This window comes from Kibdelosporangium philippinense, assembly GCF_021390435.2.
Lineage (GTDB): Bacteria > Actinomycetota > Actinomycetes > Mycobacteriales > Pseudonocardiaceae > Kibdelosporangium > Kibdelosporangium philippinense.
This window is the reverse complement of the sequence record NZ_JAJVCN010000002.1, coordinates 73,687-99,846: the sequence shown is the minus strand read 5'-3', so window position 1 is coordinate 99,846 and position 26,160 is coordinate 73,687. Positions and strand designations below refer to the sequence as shown.

Annotated in this window: 20 protein-coding genes; 10 read left to right on the top strand and 10 right to left on the bottom strand. The window is 65.2% G+C overall.

Going from position 1 to position 26,160, the window contains the following annotated elements; translation table 11 throughout:
* Positions 1–148 precede the first annotated feature (148 nt).
* The 7 genes from LWC34_RS19230 to LWC34_RS19200 form a co-directional block, all read right to left on the bottom strand.
* Positions 149–1,297 (bottom strand): VWA domain-containing protein, encoded by a 1,149-nt coding sequence (locus LWC34_RS19230; RefSeq protein WP_233726562.1) that lies wholly within the window; start codon positions 1,295–1,297, stop codon positions 149–151.
* Positions 1,294–3,483, bottom strand: coding sequence for a DUF5682 family protein (locus tag LWC34_RS19225; protein WP_250109448.1), 2,190 nt, complete (start codon positions 3,481–3,483; stop codon positions 1,294–1,296). The genes LWC34_RS19230 and LWC34_RS19225 overlap by 4 nt, the downstream gene beginning before the upstream one ends.
* Positions 3,480–4,571 carry an ATP-binding protein gene (locus LWC34_RS19220; RefSeq protein WP_233726560.1) on the bottom strand — a complete coding sequence of 364 codons (1,092 nt, stop codon included), beginning with the start codon at positions 4,569–4,571 and terminating at the stop codon, positions 3,480–3,482. The genes LWC34_RS19225 and LWC34_RS19220 overlap by 4 nt, the downstream gene beginning before the upstream one ends.
* The gene (locus LWC34_RS19215; protein WP_233726559.1) at positions 4,568–5,944 is read right to left on the bottom strand and encodes a DUF5691 domain-containing protein; all 1,377 of its coding nucleotides are present in this window, start codon (positions 5,942–5,944) and stop codon (positions 4,568–4,570) included. Before LWC34_RS19215 ends, LWC34_RS19220 begins: the two co-directional genes overlap by 4 nt.
* Positions 5,941–7,278 (bottom strand): SWIM zinc finger family protein, encoded by a 1,338-nt coding sequence (locus LWC34_RS19210; protein ID WP_233726558.1) that lies wholly within the window; start codon positions 7,276–7,278, stop codon positions 5,941–5,943. The genes LWC34_RS19215 and LWC34_RS19210 overlap by 4 nt, the downstream gene beginning before the upstream one ends.
* 26 nt (positions 7,279–7,304) lie before the next feature.
* Positions 7,305–8,141: a helix-turn-helix domain-containing protein gene (locus LWC34_RS19205; RefSeq protein ID WP_284051628.1), complete on the bottom strand. Its 837-nt coding sequence runs from the start codon at positions 8,139–8,141 to the stop codon at positions 7,305–7,307.
* 127 nt (positions 8,142–8,268) lie between these two features.
* Positions 8,269–9,447, bottom strand: a complete 1,179-nt coding sequence (locus tag LWC34_RS19200) for a homogentisate 1,2-dioxygenase (RefSeq protein WP_233726556.1) — start codon at positions 9,445–9,447, stop codon at positions 8,269–8,271.
* Positions 9,448–9,514: 67 nt separating this feature from the next.
* Here LWC34_RS19200 and LWC34_RS19195 point away from each other — a divergent pair, with 67 nt between their 5' ends.
* From LWC34_RS19195 to LWC34_RS19185, 3 genes are read left to right on the top strand one after another with little or no spacing between them, the layout of a single operon-like run.
* Positions 9,515–10,381, top strand: coding sequence for a hypothetical protein (locus LWC34_RS19195; protein ID WP_308200101.1), 867 nt, complete (start codon positions 9,515–9,517; stop codon positions 10,379–10,381).
* Positions 10,378–11,541 (top strand): fumarylacetoacetate hydrolase family protein, encoded by a 1,164-nt coding sequence (locus tag LWC34_RS19190; protein ID WP_233726555.1) that lies wholly within the window; start codon positions 10,378–10,380, stop codon positions 11,539–11,541. The genes LWC34_RS19195 and LWC34_RS19190 overlap by 4 nt, the downstream gene beginning before the upstream one ends.
* The gene (locus tag LWC34_RS19185) at positions 11,538–12,185 is read left to right on the top strand and encodes a helix-turn-helix domain-containing protein (RefSeq protein WP_233726554.1); all 648 of its coding nucleotides are present in this window, start codon (positions 11,538–11,540) and stop codon (positions 12,183–12,185) included. Before LWC34_RS19190 ends, LWC34_RS19185 begins: the two co-directional genes overlap by 4 nt.
* Here LWC34_RS19185 and LWC34_RS19180 read toward each other — a convergent pair.
* On the bottom strand, positions 12,103–13,293 hold the full coding sequence (locus LWC34_RS19180) for an MFS transporter (protein WP_233726553.1): 1,191 nt from the start codon (positions 13,291–13,293) through the stop codon (positions 12,103–12,105). The two genes, LWC34_RS19185 and LWC34_RS19180, sit on opposite strands and share 83 nt — an antisense overlap.
* A gap of 114 nt (positions 13,294–13,407) precedes the next feature.
* Here LWC34_RS19180 and LWC34_RS19175 point away from each other — a divergent pair, with 114 nt between their 5' ends.
* Positions 13,408–15,108 carry a DUF262 domain-containing protein gene (locus tag LWC34_RS19175; RefSeq protein WP_233726552.1) on the top strand — a complete coding sequence of 567 codons (1,701 nt, stop codon included), beginning with the start codon at positions 13,408–13,410 and terminating at the stop codon, positions 15,106–15,108.
* Entirely contained in the window at positions 15,105–16,373 is a 1,269-nt protein-coding gene (locus LWC34_RS19170; RefSeq protein WP_233726551.1) for a type II toxin-antitoxin system HipA family toxin, read from the top strand. The genes LWC34_RS19175 and LWC34_RS19170 overlap by 4 nt, the downstream gene beginning before the upstream one ends.
* Before the next feature lie 40 nt (positions 16,374–16,413).
* Here the strand turns inward: LWC34_RS19170 and LWC34_RS19165 are convergent, their stop codons facing one another.
* Positions 16,414–17,292 (bottom strand): nuclear transport factor 2-like protein, encoded by an 879-nt coding sequence (locus LWC34_RS19165; RefSeq protein WP_233726550.1) that lies wholly within the window; start codon positions 17,290–17,292, stop codon positions 16,414–16,416.
* A 257-nt stretch (positions 17,293–17,549) separates the two neighbouring features.
* Here LWC34_RS19165 and LWC34_RS19160 point away from each other — a divergent pair, with 257 nt between their 5' ends.
* From LWC34_RS19160 to LWC34_RS19140, 5 genes are all read left to right on the top strand, one after another.
* A complete protein-coding gene (locus tag LWC34_RS19160) occupies positions 17,550–18,584 on the top strand; it encodes a LuxR C-terminal-related transcriptional regulator (RefSeq protein ID WP_233726549.1) in 1,035 nt (344 codons plus the stop codon).
* A 69-nt stretch (positions 18,585–18,653) separates the two neighbouring features.
* Positions 18,654–20,120: a cytochrome ubiquinol oxidase subunit I gene (locus LWC34_RS19155; RefSeq protein ID WP_233726548.1), complete on the top strand. Its 1,467-nt coding sequence runs from the start codon at positions 18,654–18,656 to the stop codon at positions 20,118–20,120.
* A 9-nt stretch (positions 20,121–20,129) separates the two neighbouring features.
* Positions 20,130–21,137 carry a cytochrome d ubiquinol oxidase subunit II gene (cydB, locus tag LWC34_RS19150; RefSeq protein ID WP_233726547.1) on the top strand — a complete coding sequence of 336 codons (1,008 nt, stop codon included), beginning with the start codon at positions 20,130–20,132 and terminating at the stop codon, positions 21,135–21,137.
* Positions 21,134–24,391, top strand: a complete 3,258-nt coding sequence (cydD, locus tag LWC34_RS19145) for a thiol reductant ABC exporter subunit CydD (protein WP_233726546.1) — start codon at positions 21,134–21,136, stop codon at positions 24,389–24,391. The genes cydB and cydD overlap by 4 nt, the downstream gene beginning before the upstream one ends.
* A gap of 14 nt (positions 24,392–24,405) precedes the next feature.
* Entirely contained in the window at positions 24,406–25,539 is a 1,134-nt protein-coding gene (locus LWC34_RS19140; protein WP_233728751.1) for a GAF domain-containing sensor histidine kinase, read from the top strand.
* On the opposite strand, the gene LWC34_RS19135 is transcribed toward LWC34_RS19140, so the two are convergent.
* Complete coding sequence (locus LWC34_RS19135) at positions 25,525–26,160, bottom strand: response regulator (RefSeq protein WP_233726545.1); 636 nt, start codon at positions 26,158–26,160, stop codon at positions 25,525–25,527. The two genes, LWC34_RS19140 and LWC34_RS19135, sit on opposite strands and share 15 nt — an antisense overlap.

Genomic DNA, 26,160 nt, shown 5'->3' with positions numbered 1-26,160 from the left:
ATCAGGCACACTGCCAGACACGGCCACCGCTTTCGTGATCAAAGTTCTGTGGAAGGAACCAAGATCATCGAGCGGTGGCCGCCTCCATGTCAAAGATCAACCACCCGGAACGTTAAAACACCAGGCCGGTTAGAACCGGCGAAAACACTCACGAGGTTGGTTCAGCGCCTTCTTGTTCGGCCCAGGTGGCGACGTCTTCGTTGCGGAGTGCGGTGGCTAGGAGGTCGGGGAAGGCGTCCGGGGTGCAGGCGAAGGAGGGGGCGCCGAGGGCGGAGAGGCGGGCGGCTAGTTCGTGGTCGTAGGAGGGTTTGCCGCTGTCGGACAGGGCGAGCAGGACTACGACTGTCACCCCGCTGGCGACCATTTCGCGGACGCGGCGTTGGAGTTCGGCTGCGACGCCGCCTTCGTAGAGGTCGCTGATCAGCACTACGACGGTGTCGGCGGGGCGGCGGATGTGTTGTTGGGCGTAGGCCACAGCACGGTTTATGTCTGTACCGCCGCCTAGTTGGGTGGAGAACAGGAGGTCGACGGGGTCGTCGAGGGTTTCTGTCATGTCGACGACTTCGGTGTCGAACACGATCAGGCGGGTGGTGACTGATCGCAGCGAGGCCAGGGTGGCGCCGAAAACGGCGGAGTAGACGACGGATTCGGCCATTGATCCGGATTGGTCGACGAGCAGGATCACGTCTTTCAACGCCGCGCTGCGGGATCTGCGGTGTGAGCCGAGCAGGCTTTCCACCACCAGTGTGCGTTGGGCTGGTTGGTAGTGGCGGAGGTTCGCGCGGATCGTGGCTGGCCAGTCCACATCGGACATTCGGGGGCGCCTGGTGCGCTTGGCGCGGTCGACGGCGCCGTTCACTGCCGCGACCAGGCGGTCGGCGAGTTTGCGTTCGATCTCCTCGACCACCTGGCGGACCACGGCCCGCGCGGTTTCCCTTGTGCGGGCGGGGATTGCGCTGGACAGCGAGACCAGGATGCCGACGAGGTTCACGTCCGGCTCGACTGAGGAGAGCAGCTCGGGTTCGAGCAAGAGTTTGGTCAAGCCGAGGCGCTCTACCGCGTCACGTTGCATGACTTGGACGACTGACTTGGGGAAGTACGTCCGGACGTCGCCGAGCCAGCGGTGCAGTTTGGGTGAACTGGCACCGAGACCGGCACCGCGTTTGCCGTCGCCTTCGCCGCCATACAGCGCGGTCAGGGCGCTGTCGCGGCGTGAGTCGTCGTCACCGAGGCCGGTCAACTGGTCAGCCTCGGGGCCGAGCAACAGACGCCACCGGCGCAGTCGTTCGTCGGTCATACTCCTGCCCTCTCATAAAGCGCGCGTACGAACGAGACGAGGCGTTCGGTGCGGTCCGGGTCGCCGTCATCGGCGACGAGTACGACGGGACCGCCGCCTTGGGCGACGCGTTCGGCAAGTGTGCGGCGTTCGGGTGCGGAGAAGCTGGAGATCGCGCGGCGCAACAGCGGCAACGCGTCTTCGAACGCTTCGTTGGGGAGCGCGGTCAGCCATTCGTCTACCAGGCCGAGCAGGCGTGGGTCGGCGGCGAGGCGGACTGCTGAGCCGCGTAAGAACCCGGCGACGAACGGTGTGCCTGTGCCGACGGCTGACACGGCTCGTTGCATTCGGATTGCGACGGCGTCGGTGTCTAGACGGTCGTCCTCCCACAGCAACCGTGTTGCTCGGCCGGTTGGCAGGGCGTGGGCTGGTGGGTCGGCGCGGACGAGTCGCTGCAGTGCTTCCCACCAGCCTGTGGTGTGTTCTTCGTCTGCTGCCAGGACAACGGCTTCATGGGCTTTGTCCATTGTCGACAAAGCGACTTCCGCTGTCTGGTCGTCGATTCCATGACAGGCCAGCGGGAGACCGGCCGAGCCACGCGCGAGCAAGCCGTGCATGGCGGCACGCAGCAACTCTGGGTCTGTGCCGCGTACGGATCCATATCGGACGGTCCCTGCCAACGCGGGCAACGCCTGCAACAACTCCAGGGCATCCGTGGCCGCCGCAGCGCAGCGGTCAAGCGCAACGCGCGCGGCTGTGACGGCGTTGACGAGCTCGCAAGCGACAGACTCGCGTAGCACCTCGGCGGCATCGGCGACCGTCTCGGCGGACTTTGCTTGTTCAAGCAGGACATGCTCGGCCGCGCCGGAAACTGTGGCGCCGTGGCGCGCGGCCGCGGCCACCGCGACCGAAAGGCCTGGATCCCAGCGGACTGTCCACGCTTCCGCGAACGTGCCGAGCGTGGTCGTCTCGTCGGGCTCGCCCCATCGAACATCGAGCACATGCAGTTGCCGAAGAAGCTGTGACCTGCCACGGTCGATGTCGCGCCGCAGGTCAAGCCGCATGTTCTTCTCGGCCGCACTCGCGGGCATTCTTAGCTTGCGCTGCAACCGTTCCAGGTCGGTGGCCAGCGGGGAGCGGGGAACGCCAGCGCCGACCTGACCAAGCTCCTCGCCGACCACGAGCTTTTCGTGCACGATCCGTAGCCCGACATCGTCACCGCCGCACAGCACGGCCAAAGCGGCCTCGCTGACCTCGGACAACCCCGGCGACGGACGCCCACGCAACGCGGCCAACGTGTCCGCGAGACGTACGGCCTCGACAGCGCTCGCGGTGGATGCGGGCAGACCCTCCTCGCGCAACACGTGCGACGTGCGCGCCATCCAACGCGGGATGGTGTCCTTTGTGTGCTCCCACAAGTGCGCGTACCACCCTGGTGACGCGACACCGGCGCCATAACCGGAAGTTGCGGCGAGACGGCCGTGGCTCCACGGCACCCAGCTGCCCGCGATCTTGCGTTTCGGCAGGCCTTTGAGCAGTTCCGCATCGGCCTTGGCCGCGGGCAACTGCTGCAAAGCTGGGACGTGCCAAGCACCGCACACCACGACTATCGGGCCGTCGTACTCGGTCAACGCCTTGCGCAGGACCTGGCGCATCCACGCTTCACGCTGCAGAGTCCGCTGGTCGACGGTGTCGGCGAACTCCTCACGCATCGCGGTCATCGCCTCGGCGACAGCCGCCGCGAGCTGCGTCGGCTCCGCGCTGGAGTGCTCGACGACGTCCTCCCACCAGCGTTCCGGGTCGTCGAACCCGGCCGCCTCGGCAAGCACGCCCAACGGGTCGACCACCACTCGGTCGGCGTCAGCGGGCGTTTTCTCGCGGGCAAGCGAGATCCCGGCGGGCAGGTCGGCGAACCGGACGTCGATGTTGTGCCGGGCACCCCACGTCAACGCCTGCCATTCCGGCGAGAAGCGGGCGAACGGCCAGAACGCCGCGTCCGACGGATCGGCCGCGTCGTGCAGCAGCAACGCCACGGGCGGGATCAGCTCGCCGACGTGCTCGATCAGCCCGTCCGCGTCGGGCGGACCTTCGACCAGCACGAGCTGCGGCCGCACGACGTCCAGCGCCGCACGGACCATGCGGGCTGAGCCCGGGCCGTGGTGCCGGATGCCCAGCAGGGTCACCCGGTCGGGGATCGGCTTCGTCACGCCGGGTCCAGCTCCCGGCATGCCCGGTAGAGGTCGCGCCATTCCTTGCGCTCCTTGACCACTGCTTCGAGGTATTCCTGCCAGGCCGCGGTGTCCGACACCCGGTCCTTGATCACCGCGCCGAGCAGGCCTGCCGCCAGCTCGTCGGCACCCAGACTGCCGTCGCCGAAGTGCGCAGCCAGCGCCATTCCACTGGTCACCACCGAGATCGCCTCGGCGGTCGACAGGCTGCCGCTCGGCTTCTTGAGCTGCGTACGGCCGTCGACCGTGGTTCCGCCACGCAGTTCCCGGAAGATCCGCACGACCCTGCGGACCTCGTCCAACGCGGGCGGCTCGGACGGAAGCTCCAGCGCACGGCCCAACTGCGCGGCCCGCTGACTGACGATCTCGACCTCAGCGTCCTCAGTGGCCGGTGGCGGCAGGACAACGGTGTTGAACCGCCGGGCAAGCGCGGAAGACATCTGGTTCACGCCACGGTCCCGGTCATTGGCCGTGCCGATCAACGTGAACCCGGGTACGGCCTGGAACTGCGTGTTCAGCTCCGGCACCGGAAGCGCCTTCTCGGACAGGATCGTGATCAACGAGTCCTGCACCTCGGCCGGCATCCGCGTCAGCTCTTCGACACGAGCGACAGCACCGGTCTGCATCGCGCGCAGTACCGGGCTCGGCACCAGCGCGGCCTCGCTCGGGCCTTCGGAGATCAGCCGCGCGTAGTTCCAGCCGTACCGGACTGCTTCCTCGCTAGTGCCAGCCGTGCCTTGCACGATGAGCGTCGAGTTACCACTGATCGCGGCAGCCAGGTGCTCGGACAACCACGACTTCGCGGTGCCTGGGACGCCCACAAGCAACAGCGCGCGGTCGGTCACGAGCGTGCCAACAGCGACTTCGACGAGGCGACGGTCGCCGACGTACTTGGGCGTGATGACAGTGCCGTCGGACAGCGTGCCGCCAAGGACGTAGCGCACGACCGCCTGCGGCGAGAGTTTCCACTGCGGCGGGCGTGGTTTTTCGTCATTCGCAGCGAGTGCGACGAGCTCGTCGGCGTACTGCGTTTCCGCGCTCGGACGCAGCACAGTCGGTGTACTCACGGGTTTTCGCTCCGTTCGATTTCTACATGAAGTTCGGTTCGCAGCCGCAGGACGAGTTCTTCGGCGCCGTGCACCGGCCAGCGGTTTGCGATCCGCGGCCAATGGTTGTGCAGCACGCGAAGATCGCCGCGGCGTAACAAGGCTTCGGGCGGGCGGCCGACGCGCCAGCCACGGTCGGCCAGTTCAGCGAAGCGCTCCAGCACGACCCTGGTCACGTCCGGGTGCCACGGCGAGGGGAGCAGGCCGCAGAAGTAGTCGAGTTCGTTGGCGTCCCAGGAACCCGCGAGCCTGATCAGCACCCGGCCGAGCATCTCCGACGGGAGTTTGTCCAACGTGTCCAGAAGCGCGGTCGAGCTGATGGTTGAGGCGAGGTCGGTCAGCCACGGCACGGGGTCATCTGCCGCCGCGAGGTTTTCCGCCACGCCTTGCAAAAGCGCGGTACCCCACGTGCTCAGCCGCAGCTTGCGTGGCGCCTTCGGGCCGAGCCAGTCGATCCAGAAATCCGGTGACACGCTCGCCGCGTCGGCTTTCAGCCGGGCGGCTCCGGTCCGGCGGACCGGCGAGTCACGCAGCTCCTCACGAGTCGGCTCCTGCTCATAGGGACCGTCCGGGTGCAGGTCGACGGTCTCTTCGAGCAAACCGGCCCGCAGCCGTTCTTCGGCCCGTTTGGACAGTGCGGAGCCCGGGATCTTCCTGAGCAGTGCGACAGCTTCCTCACGGACATTCGCCGACCGGTCGTCGAGCGCCCGTTCGAGGATCGGCTCATCCGCCGGGGAAAGGCTTTCCGACAACGCGGCGATGAGCAGCTTGCGGTCCTCGACCCGGCGCAGCTCGGCCCACTGCGCGCCGATGTACGCCCGGAACCGGTCGGGATCCTGCTTGCGCGCAAGAAGAAGACGTGTCTTGCGTTGGACCGGCGAGAGGTCGAGGGCCTCCTCGATGTCGATGGGCGAGTCCGTCCCGTCCTCGCCAGCGGCCCACGCCCAGCCGACGCGGCGACTTGCGAGCCAACGGCCACGCGAGCCGAGAGCAGGCAGAACCGCGTCGCGCACAACGGATCGAGCCGTCGCGGCCGCGAGAATGTCCGGCAGCTGGCGATACGGGACGACAAGGTTGCCCCGATCGAGCGCGAGGCAGCATTCCCGCAGCATCTCGTTGTCCTCGGTCGCCATGACCTGGCTGAAGATCGCCCCGACCCGGGCAGAGGCCTCCCGGCGGTTGTCCTTGGGCGCGGGCGCGATCGGTTCGGCCTCGCTCACGGGCGCGATCCGTCCACCCCGCCTGGCCAGGCCATAGGCCGCGCAATCGGCCAGCGCCCGCTCGGGATCCGTCGAGCCGATGATGATTTTCTGGGTGACTTCGGACCAGTTCACGCGACCACCTCCGGGGCGCCGCCGGGTTCGGCGACTGCGCCCAGGCGGAATGACCAGCCGTCCCACAAGCCGATGGCGTCAAAGGCCTGGCCGCCGTGGATGGCAAGGGCGCGATCGGCAGCGAGGTCGTCGACGACGGGCAAAGCGCGGCCGTCGACGTCGACGGCATACAGACCTTCGGCCAGTCGGATCTGCTTGCATGTCAGTGGATGCAGTCGTTGCCATGGATCTTGGCGGAGCAGAGGTTCCAGGCTTGCCAAGGCATCCGTCCATGTTGCGGACACGTCGATCGGCTGCGCGGCCGTCGAAGGATCGCGGTCGCCGACCGCCATCCGGCGAGGGGCGCCCGCTGGATAGGGGTGGAGATCGCCGGTGAATTCGCCCATGGGCAGTGCTGGGCCTGGGATCGCGCCACCTGCTGCGTGACGGACGACGGTTACCCATTCCCGCCGCGAGCGGCCCCACACCCATTGCCGGGTTGTGCGTACGCGGCCGTCGTCCTCGTCTTTGCGCAGCAGGACAACCCATGAGTCATGCCACCCGGGTTTGTCACGTACCTCTTGTTCGGTAACGGTGTAGCCGAGGCGCATTCTTATGACGTCGTTCAGTTCGGGTGGCGGGTTGGCCGCGAGGGTGGCGAGCAGGTGCAGGCTGCCTAGGCGGTCAGCTGCGCGTTCGGCCCAGTGTTGACCGCCGGAGAAGACCACGGATGCCAAGCCTTCCAACGCATTCGCCAGGCCAGGGGCTTGTGCGTCGACCATTCGCCGCATGATCGACTCCCACCAGGCACGATCCCTCCCGGCGAGTTCAGCGACTCCGCGTCGCGCGACGTCGGCCAGCCATTCGCGCAGCCCGGCCACGCCGCCCTGGACTGCGAGGTCACGTGCTTCAACGGTTTTGGCTCGTTGGGCGGCCCGCCGCTCGACCGCTTCCGGTGAATCGTCCAGCGGTTTCGGTGTTTTGCGCACTTCACGGCGGTGCTGCCATTCGCTGACCCACTCTGGCGGCGTCGCCGACGGCGCGCCGCCACGAGCGTGCATGACTTGGACCGCGACCGCGTGTTTGCAGGGGAACTTCCTTGATGGGCAGGAACATGTGGTCGCTCGGTCGCTGAGGTCGACGCACACCTGGTACGGCTTTTTGCCGCTTCCTTTGCACAGGCCCCACAGAGCGTGCTCGTCATGCCCGAGCTCGCTCCAGTTGCCAGGCGCGGCCAGCCGGGCCGCGCTGCCCGCGACCTGCTTGTCCGGCGCCATGGCAAGGACCGCGTCGACGTCCATCCCGCACGAACCCCCAAAGTCTTCTTCGATCTCGGGATGAGACTTTAGGGGCACCTACCGACAGTTTTGGTCCGCGCTGGTCAGCCTGTGATCATGCTGCCGGTCAGTGCGCGGATCAGCGCCACCGAGTCGTCCGGATCCAGCGCGACCGACTCCAGTTGCGTGAAGACCGTCCGTGCCTCGGTGACGTCTTCTTCCTCCTCACAGTGCAGTGTGCCGGTGACGTGCTCGACATAGAGGTATTCGGGGTCCTCCGGGTCCGGGAACGACAACAGGCAGAAAGGTCCTGGTAGAGCGTCGTGTGCGCCCAGATCGAGCGGGAGCACGCGAAGAGTGACGGTCGGCAGGTTCGCGACCTCCAAGAGGTGGTGCAGTTGTTCCCGCATGGCGCTGGGGCCGCCGACTTGGCGGAGCAAAGCGGCCTCGTCGACGATGGCGGTGTACGTGAGCGGATCGGATTCGGAGATGAGCCGCCGTTGCCGGAACAATCGGATGAGGGCGGCCTGTTCGAGATTCGTGTTGCCGCGAGTCGTGAATAGCGCGCGGATGTATCCGTCGGTCTGCAGCAGCCCCGGAATGACCTGCGCGGAGAACTCGTCGACATGGCTGGCCTCGGTTTCCACCCCGAGGTAACCACCGTTGTCCTGGACGCCGTACGCGGCGAACCACGGTTTTTGGGTGGATTTGCGGACGGCGTCGATGAGAGCGGGATCGAAGTGGTCGTACAGATCCATCATTGTGCGAATGAGGTGGACGTTGGCCTTGGTCTCACCGGTCTCGATGCGATGCAACGCGCTACGCGTCTTGTCCAAAGCCGCCGCAGCGGTGTCAAGCGTATGGCCGGACGCTTCCCGCATACGCTTGAGCTTTGCGCCGAGCCTCCTACGCACATATGGTGGGCGTTCTGGTTTTGCCATGTTTGGCATTTTTCAACATTGGCATCCAGTTTTGCTTTTCCCGGGCGCGTGTCTACCGGAAATGTGTGTCTCATGTGGACTTTGGCAACCAAGTATTTGCTTGGTAATTGCCGGAATCCGGATTTCATTAGCTCCAGTCAGGTCCGCGCTTTGACCAACTCCACGCGTAGCGCGGGTCTTCGCACGCTTCGGCGCCTTCGCCAAGTTCCAACGGCCGGAACGTGTCCACCATGACGGCCGTCTCGTCGAAGTAGTCAGCTCCTAGGGACGCCTCGACCGCGCCAGGTTGCGGACCGTGCGTGCATCCGGACGGGTGCAACGACAACGAGCCCAACCCGATTCCGGAACCCTTACGCGCCTCATAGTTCCCGCCGACGTAGAACATCAGCTCATCGGAGTCCACGTTGGCGTGGTTGTACGGAACCGGCACGGACAACGGGTGATAGTCCACTTTGCGCGGGCAGAAGGAACATACGACGAAGTTCGGGCCCTCGAAGGTCTGGTGCACGGGCGGAGGCTGGTGCAAGCGGCCGGTGATCGGCTCGAAGTCACGGATGTTGAACACCCACGGGTACAACGCGCCGTCCCAGCCGACCACGTCGAACGGGTGGTGCGCATAGGTAAACCGGGTCACGCCGGCGCGGTGCCGGACGAAAACGTCTACATCCTCACCGTCGACCAGCAACGGTTCGGTCGGGCCGCGCAGGTCGCGCTCGCAGTACGGCGAGTGCTCAAGGAACTGGCCCTTCGCGGAGAGATAACGCTTGGGCGGCCCGATGTGCCCGGTCGCCTCGAGGGCCAGCATCCGCAAGTCGTCACCAGGAACCACCCGATAGGTGCACGAAGTCGGGATGACCACGTAGTCACCGTCGCCCACGGTCAACGCGCCGTAGATCGTCTCGATCACGGCCGTCCCGGTCTGCACGTACAGCAGCTCGTCACCGGCGGCGTTGCGGTACAGCGGGGAGGCCTGGGTGGCCGCGACAAAACAGATCTTCACGTCCGCGTTGCCGAACAGCAGGCGCCGCCCGGTCACCGCGTCCACTTCCGCGGCGGAGTCCCATTTCAGGTCCTGTGAACGGAAGTGCCGGGGCTTGAGCGGCAGGTTGGGAGTGGTCGCCCGCTCATCGGGCACCTGGACCGCGTCGACGATCGCGGTGGGCAGATGCCGGTGGTAGAGCAGCGCCGAATCGCTGGAGAACCCTTCGACGCCCATCAGCTCTTCGGCGTAAAGCGAACCGTCCGGTGCGCGGAACTGGGTGTGCCTCTTTCGGGGTATCTCGCCCACGCTTCGGTAGTAAGGCATGTCCTCTCCCGTGTCCGAATAGCGGACATTTTTGTTCAGTTGCCGGTACGCTACTAGCGTGTCAGCCGTGTCAAGCGCAGTCGAACTCCCGCCGCCCGGCCCTCGAGGTGTTCCGCCCCTGCTCGCGAGGCTTGTCGACGACGCCGCCCTGTTCCCGCCAGGCAACGCGGCGATGCCCGACGCGATCGCCGCGCACCTGGCGATGCGGTCGTCGAACCGGGCCGCGGTCATGGGCCTTTTCCTGTGCCCGGCGTCCCGGTTGCCCGAGCTGATCACCGAGCTGATCAAGGCACGGCCGGTCAAGCCGGTCGCGTTGTCGCTGGTGATCGATACCGGCCTCGGTGGCGTGCCCAAGGCGCTGTCCATCGTCGAGTCGCGCACCGAGCTGCTCGCCCTGCGGATGGTCGAGATGCCGGCGCCCAACGACGTGGACGACCAGTGGCTCGAGCGGGTCTCCGAGTTCGTGCCGGAGGACGTCATCCGGGTGATCGAGCCGCGCCGCGGCGGCCCGGACTGGCTGGAGAGCATCCGCAAGGTCGCCGAGCACGGCAGCTGGCCCAAGCTGCGCTGCGGCGGGCTGAGCCAGCAGGCGTTCCCGACGGTCGACGAGATCTCCGACTTCCTGACCGTGGTCAGCACCGGCGGCGTGTCGTTCAAAGCAACGGCTGGTCTGCACAACGCCGTCCGGCACACTGATGAGGAGACCGGATTCACCCACCACGGCTTCCTCAACCTGCTGGTCGCCACGGCGCGGTCGCTGTCCGGCGGAGACGTCCGTGAGGCGCTGAACAGCACCGACTCGGACGCACTCGCCAAGGAGGCGGGCGAGCTGTCCGAGGCGGCTGCGCACGCGGTGCGCGGTGTCTTCGCGTCTTACGGTTCGTGCTCGCTGGCCGAGCCGGTCGCCGACTTGGAACAACTGGGGTTGCTGTGACGTGGGTGGAAGACGAGGCCTTCAGCGCCGACCAGCCGTTCGGTCCGCAGACGTTGCCATACGGCGTCGTCGACGGCCAGATCGCCGTGCGGGTGGGCGATCAGGCGCTGCCGCTGAGGCCTATCGCGTCTTCCTTCGGTGAGCACGCCGACCTGGTCGCCGCCGACACGTTGAACCCGCTGCTCGCGGCGGGCAGGCAGGCGTGGACGGACGTCCGGGCGCGGCTCGTCGAGCTCACCCAGGCATCGGCGGCGCCGCGTGGCGCGGCGCTGATACCTATAGATAACGCCGTTCTGCCGTTCCAGGTCGCCGACTACGTGGACTTCTTCTCCTCGAAGTACCACGCCGAGAACGCGGGCCGGATCTTCCGGCCGAACGACCCGCCGCTGCAGCCCAACTGGACTCATTTGCCGGTCGGGTACCACGGCCGCGCGGGCACCGTCGTCGTGTCCGGCACGCCTGTCATACGGCCACACGGTCAGCAGCGAGGGCCCGTGTTCGGACCGTCGGAGCGTCTGGACATCGAGGCCGAGGTCGGGTTCGTCTGCGGCGGTCCGGTGACCAGTCGCGTGTCCACGTCTGCCGCCGCGGACCACGTGTTCGGCGTCGTGCTGGTGAACGACTGGTCCGCGCGCGACATCCAGGGCTGGGAGTACGTGCCGCTCGGCCCGTTCCTTGGCAAGTCGTTCGCCACGTCGGTCTCGGCGTGGGTCACTCCGCTCGACGCGTTCTCGGCCGCGCGCGTGCACACGCCGCCGCGTACGCATGCAGTGCAGGAATACCTGGTCGAGGACCAGCCTTGGGGGCTTGACCTGCTGCTGCGGATCGACTGGAACGGCACGATCGTGTCCCGGCCGAAGTTCTCGGACATGTTCTATTCGTTCGCCCAGCAGCTGGCGCACATGACGGTGAACGGCGCGACCGTGCGGCCCGGCGACCTGTTCGCCTCGGGCACGGTGTCCGGGCCCGAACGCAACCAACTGGGCTGTTTCCTGGAGATGAGCTGGGGCGGGCGGGACAAGATCACGCTGGCAGGCGGCGAGCAGCGAACCTTCCTGGAGGATCACGACACCGTGCGGATCACCGCGAGCGCGCCGGGCCCGAACGGCTCGGTCGTTGGGCTCGCGGAGGTCGTCGGCACTGTGTTGCCCGCGTCATGACTTCGCCGGGCGTGCACGGCAAAGAGAGCTCCCTGACGCTGGATCGGGGGCTGGCGCTACTGCAGGCGGTCGCGGATTCGGAGTCCGAGGCGCCGACGATCAGCGACCTGGCGGCGGCGATCGGCGCCAGCCGGGCCGCTGTGTACCGCCTTTTGGTGCCGTTGCAGGCCCGTGGGCTCGTCCGGCGTGAAGGATCGCGGGTTCGGTTGGGTCTGGGGCTGTTGCGGCTCTCAGCGCGCGTTCTGCCCCAATTGCGGCACGCCGCGTTGCCCGCGTTGCGTGAGCTCGCTGAGTCAATCGGCGCGACCGCGCACCTGACGGTCGCCGACGGCGATGAGGCGCAGGCCGTCGCTGTGGTCGAGCCGTCGTGGACCGCGTATCACGTGGCCTACCGCGTGGGGACGCGGCATTCGTTGCGCAAGGGCGCTTCGGGCAAGGCCATCCTGTTGCCGTTCGACGGTCCGGAATGGGTTGCGACGGCAGGGGAGTTGCAAGCGGGCGCGTATGGCATCGCGGCTCCCGTACGCGGTGTGTCAGGGCTACGGGCCAGCGTTGGCGTGGTTACTTTTGAGCGTCTGCACGCGGAGGTCGTGGGACCTCAGGTTGTACGGACTGCCGCTGAGGTTGCCGCTGCGTTGCGATGACGGCAGGTATGGCCGCCGCTGAGATGACGGCCAGGGCCAGCCACAGCGGCACGGTCCCGAGCGCAAGCAGGCCGGTCAGCAGGCCAGGGCCGACTGCGACCGCTGAGCCCCACGTGAGCTGGAACAGGGCGCTGGCACGGCCTTGGGCCTCCTTGGGCGCCGCGTCGGCGGCAGCCGCCGTGGCCAGTGGGCTGAAGAGGGCTTCGGCCACGGACATCACCGAACTGGTGACGAGGAACATCGGCGTGGTCGGGAAGAACGCCAGTGCCGCGTAACTCGCCGCGAACAAGCCACCCGCGATGATCATGCCGCTGCGTCGCGAGAACCTTTCCGCGAGGCGCAGCACAGGTTCCTGGACCACGATGTACACGACCATGCCGGTCAGCATCGCCGCGCCCGCGACCCACGAAGGTTTGCCCAGCACGTTGATGATCACCACCGGCAAGACCGTGTATTTGCCGATACTGGCGATACAGAACAGGATCTGCGTCCCGCAGATCCCGAGATACCGGCGATCCCGCAGGACTGTGCGCCATCCAGAGCTCGCGGTTGCCTGCGGCACAGGGACTTTGATGCCGACCAAGAGCCCCGCGGCCAGCGCGAGCAGCGCCGCCGATGCGTAGTTCACGACGTTGTAGATGGTCGGATCGCTGACGTCAGGCATGATCCCGATCAGTGCGGCGCCGAGGCCCGACCCGGCGAAGCGGCCGATCGACTGCCTGCCAAGCAACCGTTCGACATCCCTCGGGGCCTTGCTGACGGCTTTCGCGAACGGCGCGTTGGCTGTCCAAAAGAGACGGTCACCCACGCTGACCACCGCGGCGACCGTGATGGCGGCCCATGCCGTGTCCGCGAACGGGTAGCAGGCGAACCCGAGTGGCCGGACCACATTGGAAGCGATCACCAGCTTGACCGGCCCGATCCGGTCGGTCAGCATGCCCGCGGGCGGGCCGACGCTCAACCCGATCAGCCCGCCGACCGTGAGGCTCATTCCCGCCGTGGTCGCGCTCAGATCCTGGGCGTTCACCAGGAACAGCAAGGCGAACGGCGGCCAGATGCCGGTCGCTGCCGCGTCGATGACGGACGCGATCGCGAACCGCGTGCGCACGGCGAACCTCCGCTCACGAAAAGCTCTGGACTGTCATGCGATGCGCGTCCAAACCAGATTGCTTCGAGAACGCCCGTCCAGCAGAATAGTCCAATCCACCAGGTGGGAGATCACATGAACGCGGGAGCCGTCGGACTGGACACACAGCCCAGCGCGACGACATACGACCTCGATGACCTTATTGCGAACGCGTGGCGTGGAAGAATTCGTGTCCCACACTTTCAGCGCGACTTTCGGTGGAGTACCCAAGATGTGATCAGGCTGTTCGACAGCATAGTGAAGGGTTATCCGATAGGAAGCTTGCTGCTGTGGGTTCGGAAATCTCCCGCCACTCGTCTCACACTGGGGCGACTTTCAATGGATGCGCCAGCTTTCGAAGAAAGTCTATGGGTGGTGGACGGTCAGCAGCGAATTACCAGTCTAGCGAATGCGTTGCACCCAGAAGGGCATTTGTATACTCCGTTTTCGATCTACTATGACTTCGCTGCGCGGAGTTTTGTGGCAAAGTCGAAGGCGCGCGAACCGCACCACATCGCACTTCCAATTCTGTTCGATCTCGAAAGATTGATCGAGTGGTTCGCGAACGAGGGTCGATCTAGTGCAGAGCACTTCAAGGAGGCGCAAAGGGTCGCCAAGGTCCTGCGAACCTACAAGGTTCCCGCCTACTTGGTCCGTCAGGACGACGAACAGGTTCTCACTGACATCTTTGATCGGATGAACAACTATGGAAAGCGGTTGAGTAGGGCGGAGATATTCACTGCTCTATTTGCGGGTCCTGAGGAAGGGGCTAAGGATCGTCTGTCATTGGACAGGATCGCCGACCGTATCGCGGAGAGAACTGGATTCGGCACTGTTGACACGGACACGATTCTGTCGGCGATACTCGCTCGCCGGGGCCCTGATCCAGCCCGAGATATTCGCAATGAGTTCGACAGCGTTGGGCGGCGGACAGCTCCCGAGTTCGAAGAGGACCGAGACACGGCTTACGAAAAGGGAGAAGAAGCGCTGGTTCGAGCGGTCGATTTTCTCCAGCGATACGTTGGTGTTCCGCATCTATCGCTACTTGTGTACCGGCCACTTCTGGTTGTGATGACTCGGTTTTTCGCACATTTCTCTGAACCGGAAGAAAACACACTGCGGCTCCTGCGTAGGCTCTATTGGCGTGTGGCGGCCTCCGGGCCAACGATATTCGGGGGCAGCTTCACTCAGTTCGATCGCATTCTCTCTGCCAGGATCAAGAAAGGCGATGAGTCTACGTCGATAGCAGGCATGATTGGGACTACGGCGGGGGTGCAACCAGTTCTGCCGAACGCGGATCGTTTTCGTACAAACGAAGCTGCGGCAAAGGTGGTTCTCAGCTCTTGGTGGTCGCGGCGACCACGGTCCTTCGTAACCGGTCAGCCGTTCGATGAACAAGATCTATCGACCCTGCTAGCTGATCAAACAACCGCGGCGACTGTTGCTTATCGAATTTTCCCGCGTGGCCTGACATCGCAACAGCGACTTCTGGCCGCCAATCGCCTATTCTTGCCTACGACGACGGATCCGGTCGATGAAATTCCCACGCTGCTGACTCGTCCGCCGCTCAGCCTTGACGAGGAAGTCTGGAATGCCGTTCTGGAGTCACACTGTCTCGACCATGCTACAGTTCAAAGGCTAGCGGAAGGAGATCGCGATGGCTTCCTCGCGATGCGTCAGGAGGTAGTTTCCGGGCAGCTGAGCAACTTTCTCAGTCGAATGGCCGAATGGAATTACGAGGACACGCCGTCCCTGGACTCGCTTGATCTCGATGAATTGGATGATCTGCCCGAATGACTAATCTCGCAGAAGTCTTTCACGCAGTACTCCTATATGGCAGGCGGATTGGGACCCTGTGCCAGCGTGGCGATTATACGCGCTTCGTGTTGAACGAATCGTATCTTGACGACCCAACCCGCCCAGTTCTCGGACTGCGGTTTGAAGAAAACTTGTACAAGCCGTATGCTGCGGCGCTTCGGTTGCCGACCTGGTTTTCCAACCTGCTACCAGAAGGTCCATTGAGGGTATGGGTCGCTGAAGCACGAAATGTATCACTCGATCGCGAGATGGAGCTGCTTGCCCAGGTGGGGCACGATCTCCCAGGTGCTGTACAGGTATTCAGCGCTGCCGGCCCCGACGAGTCGTGGGAATGGCCTGACAGTGCGAGTTGGAGTGACCGTGACGAGGGGAATGTTGATGTAGAGCCGACATCTCCGTGGAGATTTTCCCTGGCCGGTGTTGCGCTAAAATTTTCCATGCTTGCCAAGGGCGACAGACTGACAGTCCCAGCGGCGGGACAATTCGGTGACTGGTTGGTTAAGTTTCCAGATTATCGTTTCGCCAACGTTCCACGCAACGAGTATACGATGATGCGTCTGGCTGGGAAACTAGGCATTGAAGTCCCAGAGGTGCGGCTGCTTCATAGAGATGAACTCGATGGTCTGCCGTCTCAGATGTGGCCCAATTCCGAAGAGTGGGCGTACGCTGTCCGGCGATTCGACCGTCTGTACGACGATACTCGGACACATGTTCATATCGAAGACTTCGCGCAGGTTCGTGACAAGTATCCGCAGGAAAAGTATGAAGGAACATTTGAGACCGTGGCTGCCCTCGCCTATCGAGGGCGTGACCTGGCCTCCCTGCGGGAAATGGCCAGACGAGTCGCATTCAACGTATTGACTGGCAACGGTGACGCGCACCTCAAGAACTGGTCCTTGATCTATCCCGATCGTCGAATACCTCGATTGTCCCCTGCCTATGATCTCGTGTCGACGGTTGTTTACCGTGACCAGGCTGACGGTCCTGAAGACCTGGGGATGAAACTATCCGGATCCATGTCTTTTGACAAGGTCAGTGTGGCGTCTTTTCGTCGCCTGGAATCGCGTATTGACTCTCGTTTTGGTCGAACAGGCGCCAATTTGGCTGACGTTGCCGCCGATGTCGCGCAAAGAATAAATGGCGAGTGGTCTGGTGTTCGTGACGAGCTGGCGCATGACTCCTTTTTGAGTTCTCAGATTGGCGACTGGATTGTGTCAAGGATTCCGCACCTTCTTCGAAGGTAGCCCAAACTTGGGCAGTTGAGTACTATCTGCGGCTGTCGTACTAATCCTCGATGGCTGCTCCTGCCAGCGTAATCAGCGTGTCGCGGGAGATTCGCGATCCGTCCCACATGGTCGTCAGCCTGCTGATCCGGCCATGTTTGTCCAGCTCAAGCGCGGTGATGCCGCGTCTGACCGGTCCTTCGCCAGTCCACTCGTAACCGCCGTTGAGCACGTGTCGCACGCGCGCGTCATAATAAGGCAGATTCGCCTTGGCGAGGAACCGGAGCACGCTGATCTTGCCGACGAGCACGACGTGCGACGGCAGGTCCTCGAACACGATGTCCTCGGCGAGGTAGCCCGCGACGGCCCGGAGATCCCTGGCCCGCAACGCGTCGGTCAGGCCGCGGACCGCCCATTTGACCAGTGGTGACGCGTCGCCCGCCCGTGACTCCCCGAAGTCCGCGGGGAAGCTCTCCTCCGGCACCTTCAGTTTCTCGAATTGCGCGGTTCCGTAGTTCCGGCCGTTCCAGTAATCGACCCAGCGGACAATTTTCCCGTTTCGGACGTTGACCGCGCCCGCTGCCCTGATCTCACCGGGACCGAACATTCCAGGAGTGTCGGTGAAGAACACGATCGCGCCGCGTTCATCGCCGACGATCCGGGTCGCATACGACCGGGCGCCCGTCGGCCAACCGGGCATGAACTGGGTGAACCCGTCGTGCAGCTGCTGCCATGAGGTGAATCCCCAGCCGAGCGCGGCGTCGATGTAGGTGACGTTCGAGCGGGAGAAATAGCTCATCGTCCGCTCGACATCACGATTCGTTTTATCCCGGAAATAGGCGTTCAACAACGTGTCCCCGCTGGATGCTTGTGCCGTTCCGGCGGGCACGAGCGACGCAGCGGCCGCAGCCGCGCACAGGACATTTCGTCTGGTAGCCATAGCGCCATGGTCACCTGATCATGGCGAGGTCGCGCCGGTCCTATGGACGGGCCGTACCTAGCCGAAAGTACAGTGGCGGAGTGTTCGGAGCAGCGCTGCGGATCGTGCGGACCTCGCCAGACGACCTGCTGGAACGGCTGTCCGCGGAACTGGCTGAGGCCGTCCCACATCGTGCCGCTGTCTAGTTCGGCACACACTGCCCCACCACGCCGATCACGGCCGTCGGCGCGACGCCGACCGGTGCCGAGTTGATCGCCTTGCGCAGCTATGTCACCGCAGGTCAGCCGTGGCTGGGCATGGCCAGGGTGGCGGGCGCGTATCACCCGGTCCTCGCCTGTGCCAGTGACTACGTGCCCAGTGGTGCACTGCTTGTGTTGATACGACCGGATTCCGGGCCACTGGACGCGGACGCGATCATGCTCGCCCAGCAGCTGTGGGATCTGGCCGTGAGCTACCACTACCGAGCCGTCCAGAACACCGAGGCTGCCGTGCTGACCAGGTCGCGTGCTGTTGTGCGCGAACGCGAAGCGGCGGTCGGCGAGATGAGCGAGGCACGCTCGTCTGTCCTCACTGGACTGCTGGGTGTGTTGCGCAGCAAGTACATCGACGATGCCGCGGCGCGGTCGACGGCCACCGAGGTGGTGTTGAACGCGCTGCAGGAGTTGCGCACGGACGCCACGAGTCGCCGGATCGGTGGGGATGAGGAGCCGTTCGGACAAGCGTTCCAACGGCTCGCGGACTCGCTGCGGCCGCTGCTCAAACACAGTCAGGTGAAGCTCGAGCTCGATCCGCCCAAGGACGACGTGCTGCTCCGGTTCGATGTGGCGAACTCCGCCCGGGTCGCGGTTCGCGCGGTTGTGCTCGCGGTTCTTGGCCAGGACGACGTAAGCCGCGTTCGTGTGCGGTGGCGCGTGTCGGAGAACAAGCTCGTCGCGACCGTTCGGGACGATGGGCCTGGTGTGCTCGACGAGGACATCGACATCGGCGACATCGCGGGCCGCGTCCGCGCGCAGGGCGGGACTGTCGAGGTGGACCCGGTACCCGGGTGGGGGCTGACCGCCAAGGTGACCATGCCGCTCGCGGCTTCCTCGGCTGGGCCACTCACCGGGCTCAGCACGCGCGAGCAGGACGTGCTGGAACACCTGGCGATGGGGCAGCGCAACCGGGCGATCGCGCGGGCGCTGGCGATCAGCGAGTCCACGGTCAAGTTCCACGTGGCCAACATCCTGACCAAACTGTCGGTCGGGTCACGTACCGAGGCCGCGGCTGTGTTCCACGCCTCAGCCGGATAGGACTTTGGTCCCCCCAATAGGGGACAACCGAACCCAGCGAAAAATCTTCACCGCAAGCAAGATCATGGTGTGGACGTTCTGGACCTGGCTCGGTGGCAGTTCGGCATCACCACCGTGTACCACTTCTTGATGGTCCCGCTGACGATCGGACTCGCGGTCCTCGTCGCCGGGATGCAGACGGCGTGGGTGCGTACCGGTGACGTGAAGTACCTGAAGATGACCAAGTTCTGGGGCAAGTTGATGCTGGTCAACTTCGCCATGGGGGTGGTCACCGGGATCGTGCAGGAGTTCCAGTTCGGCATGACCTGGAGCGCGTACTCGCGGTTCGTCGGCGACGCGTTCGGCGCGCCGCTGGCGATGGAGGGGCTGCTCGCGTTCTTCGTCGAGTCCACGTTCCTCGGCCTGTGGATCTTCGGCTGGGACAAGCTGTCCAAAAAGGTCCATCTGGCGTGCGCCTGGGCGTTCTCGCTTGCCACGATCGCGTCGGCATACTTCATCCTCGCCGCCAACTCGTGGATGCAGCACCCGGTCGGGGTTGAACTGGTCGACGGGCGGCCGCGGTTGACGTCGATCTGGGCGCTGCTGACCAACAACACCGCACTGGCCGCGATCCCGCACACGATCGCTGGATGTTTCGCGGTGGCGGGTGCCTTCCTCGTCGGTGTCGCGATCTGGCACCTGACCCGGCGCAAGGAAGAACGCGCGGTGTGGCGGGCTTCGCTGAAGCTCGGCGGTGTTGTCGGGCTGGTCGCGTTCGCCGCGCTCGCGGTGACCGGCGACATCCAGGGCAAGCTGATGTTCCAGCAGCAGCCAATGAAGATGGCCGCCGCGGAAGCGTTGTGCCACACCGAACAGCCCGCCAGTTTCTCGATCTTCGCGTACGGCGACGTGGCCCGGCCGGACTGTGAGAACGTCAAGTCGATCACCGTGCCCGCGTTGCTGTCCTTCTTGGCGCACAACGACTTCACCAGCGAGGTCAAGGGCATCGAGGACCTGGCGAAGGAGTACAAGGCGAAGTACGGCGAGTTCTACCCGGTGGATCCCCAGTTGAGTGAACTGTCGGGTAAGCCGATCGACTACGTGCCGAACCTGCCGGTCACGTACTGGGGATTCCGCTTCATGATCGGCTTCGGCGCGCTGGCTGCTTTCGCGGCTGCCGCGGCATTGTGGCTGACGCGTGGTGGGCGGATGCCTGCGACACCGTGGTTCCGGCGGGCGGCATTGGCGGGAATCGCGACGCCGTTCATCGCCAACAGTTTCGGCTGGATCTTCACGGAAATGGGCCGTCAGCCGTTCGTGGTCGTACCGAATCCGACCGGGGTGGACGGAGTCTGGATGTTCACCGCGCGCGGTGTTTCCGGGCTGACCGTCGGAGAAGTGCTGACGTCATTGATCGTGTTGACTGTGGTTTACGCGGGACTGGCCGTGCTTGAGGTGTTCCTGCTGCGCCGATACGCGCGCGCCGGAATCGCCGGGGTGATGCCGCCAGACAAACCCACTGAGAAGAAGTCCGACGAACTCGCGTTCGCGTACTAGGAGTCTGCAATGGACCTGGCTCTCGTCTGGTTTCTGATCATCGCCTTCTTCTGGCTCGGCTATCTGTTCCTCGAAGGCTTCGACTTCGGTGTCGGAATGCTGCTGCCGGTGTTGTCGCGTGACGAAACCGAACGGCGCGTGATGGTGAACACCATCGGCCCGGTGTGGGACGGAAACGAGGTATGGCTGATTGTCGCGGTGGCGTCGACCTTCGCGGCATTCCCGGGCTGGTACGCGACTTTGCTGAGTTCGGCGTACCTGCCTTTGCTCGCGGTACTCGTTGGTTTGATCGGACGGGGTGTGGCCTTCGAGTACCGCGGCAAAGTGGATTCGGTGCGTTGGCGACGAAACTTCGACCGGGTGATCGTCGTCGGGTCCTGGCTGCCCGCGCTCGGTGTCGGCCTGTTGCTGTCGTGGAACGTGCTTGGGTTGCCCATTGACGCGGCCGGAAACCGGGTGGGGTCCGCGTTCGCGGCCTTCCAATGGGAAACCCTGCTCGGCGCGCTCGCGATCGTAGGTTTCTCGCTCGTGCATGGTGCTGTGTTCGTAGCGTTGAAAACCGATGGGGATATACGATCGCGAGCGCGCCGCCTCGCCCTGCGTATCGGCCCAGTGGCCCTGTTGCCGCTGCTCGGCCTGCTCCTGCTTGTGCAAATGCGCACCGGTTCCTCGTGGACCTGGCTGGTGGTTGGAATCGTGGTAATGGCTGCGATTCTTGCGCTGGTGTTCCTGTCCGCCGGGCGGGAAGGGCGCGCGTTCTCACTGATGGCTTTGGTGATCGTTGGTGCTGTGGTCGCGTTGTTCGGAGCGTTGTATCCGAACGTCATCCCGTCCACTGTGGACCCAGCATTCTCGTTGACGATCGAGGAAACGGCATCAAGCCCGTACACCCTGCAGGTGATGACCTGGATCGCCGGATTCGGCGCGCCAGCGGTACTGGTTTACCAGGGCTGGACGTATTGGGTGTTCCGTAAGCGCATAGGTACCGGGCACATCCCGCCGGTGCGTGTGCCATGAGCTCTCCCAGCCGGCGTAATCCCGCCCAGGACCGGTTGGGGAGGGGCCCGCTCGGCGCGTTGCCAGCATCAGCGCGCCGAGCTTTGGCCCTGTGTTTTGTCCTCGCTTTCCTGTCGGCATTGGCTTTGATCGCTCAGGCCTGGTCGCTTGCTTCTGTAGTGACTGGGCATGGTTTGCTCGCGGTGCTTCTTGGCTCTGTTGTCGCGCGGGCTTTGTTGAACTGGGCGACGCAGGTCGTCGCCGCCCGTGCGGCCGCTGGGGCGAAGGAGGAATTGCGGGCGCAGGTCCTGGATGGGTCTTTGGCGCGCGGTCCGGAGTGGATTTCCGGCCAGGGCGCGGCGTCTTTGACCGTCCTGGTGACCAAGGGTTTGGACGCGCTCGACGCTTATTTCACGGTGTACTTGCCTGCCTTGGTGACTGCGGCCGTTGTGCCGGTTTCGGTCGGCGCGGCGATTCTGTTCATCGACTGGCCAGCGGCTGTCGTGATCGCGGTGACGGTTCCGTTGGTGCCGGTGTTCGCGATTCTGATTGGCAAGCACACAGCCGTGAAGGTGGCCGAATCGGCGGACGCCACGGCTCGGTTGTCGGCGCATTTGCTTGAAATGATCCGGGCTTTGCCTGTGCTGACGGCATTCCGCCGGGCCTCGACTCAGGCTGAAGCTGTGCGACGGGTTTCCGAACAGCATCGCCAGGCCACCCTGGCGACTTTGCGGACCGCGTTCGCTTCTTCGTTGGCCCTTGAGCTGATCGCGACTTTGTCGGTCGCGGTGGTCGCGGTGATCATCGGAGTCCGGCTGGTTTCCGGCGACATGACGTTGCTCGTCGGGCTGTTCGTGCTGATCCTGGCGCCGGAGTGCTACTTCCCGCTGCGTGCGGCCGGTGCCGCGCACCACGCCAGCGAGGACGGCATCGAAGCTATTCGCCGGGTACAGGCGCTTTCCGGTGCCGAGCCCTCTTCATTGCAGTTCTCTTCTGGGCCGCTGGCGTCCGTGTCGGATTTGCGGGTGGTTCGGCGGGACGGGTTCGCGCCGGACGGACTGTCGTTCACGTTGCGCCCGGGCGAGATCGTCCGGCTTTCGCAGCCCAGTGGCGGCGGAAAGTCTACGACCATCGCCGCACTGCTCGGTTTTGTTCCGGCGTATTCCGGTTCTATCGAGGTCGGCGCTGCTGACCTGTCGTCGTGGCGCAGAATTGTTGCCTGGGTTCCGCAGCGTCCAGCTTTCGCGGGTGTCACGGTGCTTGAGGAACTTCGGCTCGCGGTGAGCGATCGCAATGTCCCGCCCACTGTGAACGAAATGCGCGCCGTCGCCGCTGCCGTGGCTGCTTCGCACCTGCTGGACCGCAAGATCATCGAACTGTCCACAGGGGAGCGTCAACGCGTCGCCGTCGCCCGGGCTTTGTTGCGCGTCAAGCGAGGCGCCCGGGTGCTGCTCTTGGACGAGCCAACCGCGCACCTCGATGCCGCGACCGCCAGCCAGGTGATGCGTGCCGTGTACGACGCCGCTAATGATGGTGTCGCTGTGCTGCTGGCGACCCACCGCGAGGTCAAGCTGACTGACGAGGCTGTGCCGGTCGCGGGCGTCCAGGTTTCGGAGTCAGGGACAACCAGCCGAGTCGGGCGCGTACGGATCACCCGGCGAGAACTGCTTGGCGCGTTGATCGGCGCTCTGGCTTTGGCCAGCGGGGTTGCCTTGACTGCGGTGTCAGCCTGGCTGATCGCACGCGCCGCTGAACAACCGCCAATCCTCACACTGACCGTTGCGATCGTGGGCGTACGGACTTTCGGATTGGCGCGTGCTGGGTTGCGTTACCTCGAACGCCTCGTGACTCACGATGCCGCCTTCCGTCGCGCGGCGGAGATGCGCGTGTCGCTATGGCAACGGTTGGTCTCGCTCGGCCCCGCACGCACCGCCGGTTTGGCGCGCGGCGAAGGTTTGCAACGACTCGTGGACGACGTGGACACCGTCCGCGACCTGACGCCGCGGGTGTTGGTGCCGCCGATCATCGCCGCGGTCGTGTGCACTGTGGCCGTTGGGGTTCAAGCCTTTCTGTCTCCCGTCGCAGGCCTTGTCCTTGCAGGCGCGGTGGTTCTCGGCGGTGTCGTCGCGCCGTTGCTCGCGCTTTTCTTGGAACGCCGCGCCACGACCGCGCTCGCCGAAGGCCGCCGCAGTGTCGCGTCCGGCGTCCTGGGCTTGCTGGAGGCAGCGCCAGAACTCATCGTTTTCGGTGCACAGCACCAAAAGCGCGCCGACCTGGCCCGAATCGACGCAGAGTTGGTCCGGCGAGCCCGGCGGCAAGCGTTCGGCGCAGGCGCGGCGCTCGCATTGATCACACTGGGAACCGGCTTGGCAGCAGCGTTCGGCGCCACCACAGGAAACCCGGTACTGGCCTTGCTCCCACTGGCATTGGCCGAAGTACTAGCCCTGCTCCCACCGGCACTCCAGAACAGAGACGCCCTCAGAGCCGCCTACACCCGCATCCAGACATCCCCCACCGACAAACAGGTATCCCCCACCACTCCCGGGGGGACGACCCCGAGGCCAGTCTATCCGGGTGGGGGGCCGGGGGAAGGGGTTTCGGCGGCCTGTGGACAACTTGTTCGAGGCAATGGTCCTTTCGCGCGGGAACCCGGGGCTGTTTCCCTCGACCGGGACGCCGCGGCTGTTTCCCTCGATGGTGTCGATGTCCGGTGGCCTGGGGCTGCCGAACCCAGCCTCAAAGACGTCACGCTCACGATCCCGGCGGGCAGTCACGTGGCTGTCGTCGGCCCCTCGGGCGCGGGCAAGTCGACCCTGCTCGCCGTCATGCTCGGCTTCCTCCAAGCCGAAAAAGGCACGGCCCAGGTGCCGAGCAACGTGGCCTGGTGCCCCCAAGAGCCACAGCTCGTCTCCACAACCATCCGCGAGAACCTCCGCGTAGCGGCCCCCGAAGCCAGCGACGAACTGCTCGAACAAGCCATGAAAGACGCGGGCCTCGGACACTGGGCAGGCCGCCTGGACAGCCTGGTGGGCATGGTCTCGGGCGGCGAAGCGGACCGCCTGGCCCTCGCCCGAGCCCTGCTCGCCGCGCCGCAAGCGGACTTGGTCATCCTCGACGAGCCGACGGCCCACCTTGACGTGCCCACGGCGAAAACCGTGCTCAGTGGCCTGGCCGAAAAGCTGAAAGGCCGCACGTTCGTGCACGTCACCCATCGGCCCGAAGAGGCGGCCGAAGCGGACATGGTGATCCGGGTCGACGCAGGCCGGGTGGCATAGCCTTGTTGACGATTATGGATCCGACATTGGCCGCGCGGGCCCTGACCGCGTCCACCGAGATCGCCACGGCTGTTCTGTCCGGCGAGGAGCCCGAGGCGGTGCTTGCCATGGTCGTCGAGGTCGCGGCCGAGCTGGCCGAGGCGGACCTTGGGCTGGTGATGGCGCGCGGGGAGGACGGGCGGCTCACGGTCGAGGCCGCGCACGGCAACTCCATCGTCGAAGACCCGGTTGGCCTGGTGCTGTCCACGCGGTCATCGGCGGCGAGGGTCGCGCGCAGCGGCATCCCGATGGTGGTCGACGACGTGACCACGGACCCGCGGACTTCACCCTTCGTACCCAAGGAGCTGTGGGGGTTCGGGCCGTTCGCGGCCGCGCCCTTCGGCACGAGGGAACGCAGGCTCGGCGCGCTGACGGTCTACCGCAAGAAGGGCGCGCAACCGTTTACGCCCCCGACGGTCGAAGTCCTGACGGCGTTCGCGGCCCAAGCGGGCCTAGTACTTGTGCTCGCTGAGGGATCGAACGCTCGGCAGCGAGTGGCGGTTCTCGAGGAGCGCGAGAAGATCGCGCGCAACCTGCACGACGTGATCGTGCAGCGGCTTTACGGCGCTGGGATGCAGCTGGACCTGCTCGTGCGCAGGCCGACCAAGCGGTTGGCCAAGGCGGATGCGGCGCGGCTAGCCGATGCCGTCGACCAGCTGGACGCGACCATCGCGGAGATCCGCGGCACGGTCCGAGCCCTGCTCAACCCCGACCCGACCGAGCCGATGGACCTCGCCGAGTCGGTCCGCTCCGAGGTCGCGACCGCCGGTGAGCTGCTCGGGTTCACGCCAAGGCTGGACATCATCGGCGAGCTCAAATCCGTCCCGGGCGAGGTGGCTGACCACACCAGAGCCGCGTTGCGGGAAGCGCTCTCCAATGTCGTACGGCACTCCGGTGCGAGCAGTGTCCGGGTCCAGCTCAAGGTCACTCCGTACGACCTGGAGCTGCACGTGATCGACAACGGCTGCGGCATCCCGCCGGGCGTGACCCAGCGCGGCCTCAACCACCTGCGGGAACGTGCCGAGCAAGCTGGCGGCGAATGTGACCTGAGGTCGAGCGCACGAACGGGCACGACCGTGACATGGAAGGTGCCGCTAGTGGCCCGTTGACCGGCGGGCGACCCAGGCCGCTGCCTGCGTGCGGCGTTCCATGCCGAGCTTGGCCAGTACCGAGGTCACGTAGTTCTTGACCGTCTTCTCGGCCAGGAACAGCCGCTCGGCGATCTGCCGGTTGGTCAGGCCTTCGCCGATCAGCTCAAGGACCTTGCGTTCACGGTCGGTCAACGTGTTCAGCTCGTCCGAATCCGCGGCCCGGCGCATACGGTCGAGCACACGCGCGGTCGTGACGGGATCGAGCAACGACCGTCCCGCAGCGACCTCATGCACCGCGTTCACCAAGTCATGCCCACGGACCTGCTTGAGCAAGTAACCCGAGGCGCCAGCCATGATCGCGCCAACCAGGGCCTCTTCGTCGTCGAACGCCGTGAGCACGAGACAACGCGGGCCCTCAGGCAACGAGCGAAGCGTCCGGCACAACTCGACGCCGTTGCCGTCAGGCAGACGCACGTCCACGATCGCCACGTCAGGCTTGCTGGCGGTGGCGCGTACGAGCGCTTCGCCGACCGTGCCCGCTTCGGCGACGACCTCGATGTCCTTTTCACCGTTGAGCAGGTCGCGCAGCCCTCGCCGGACGACTTCGTGGTCGTCGACGAGCAGCAACCGGACGGTCAT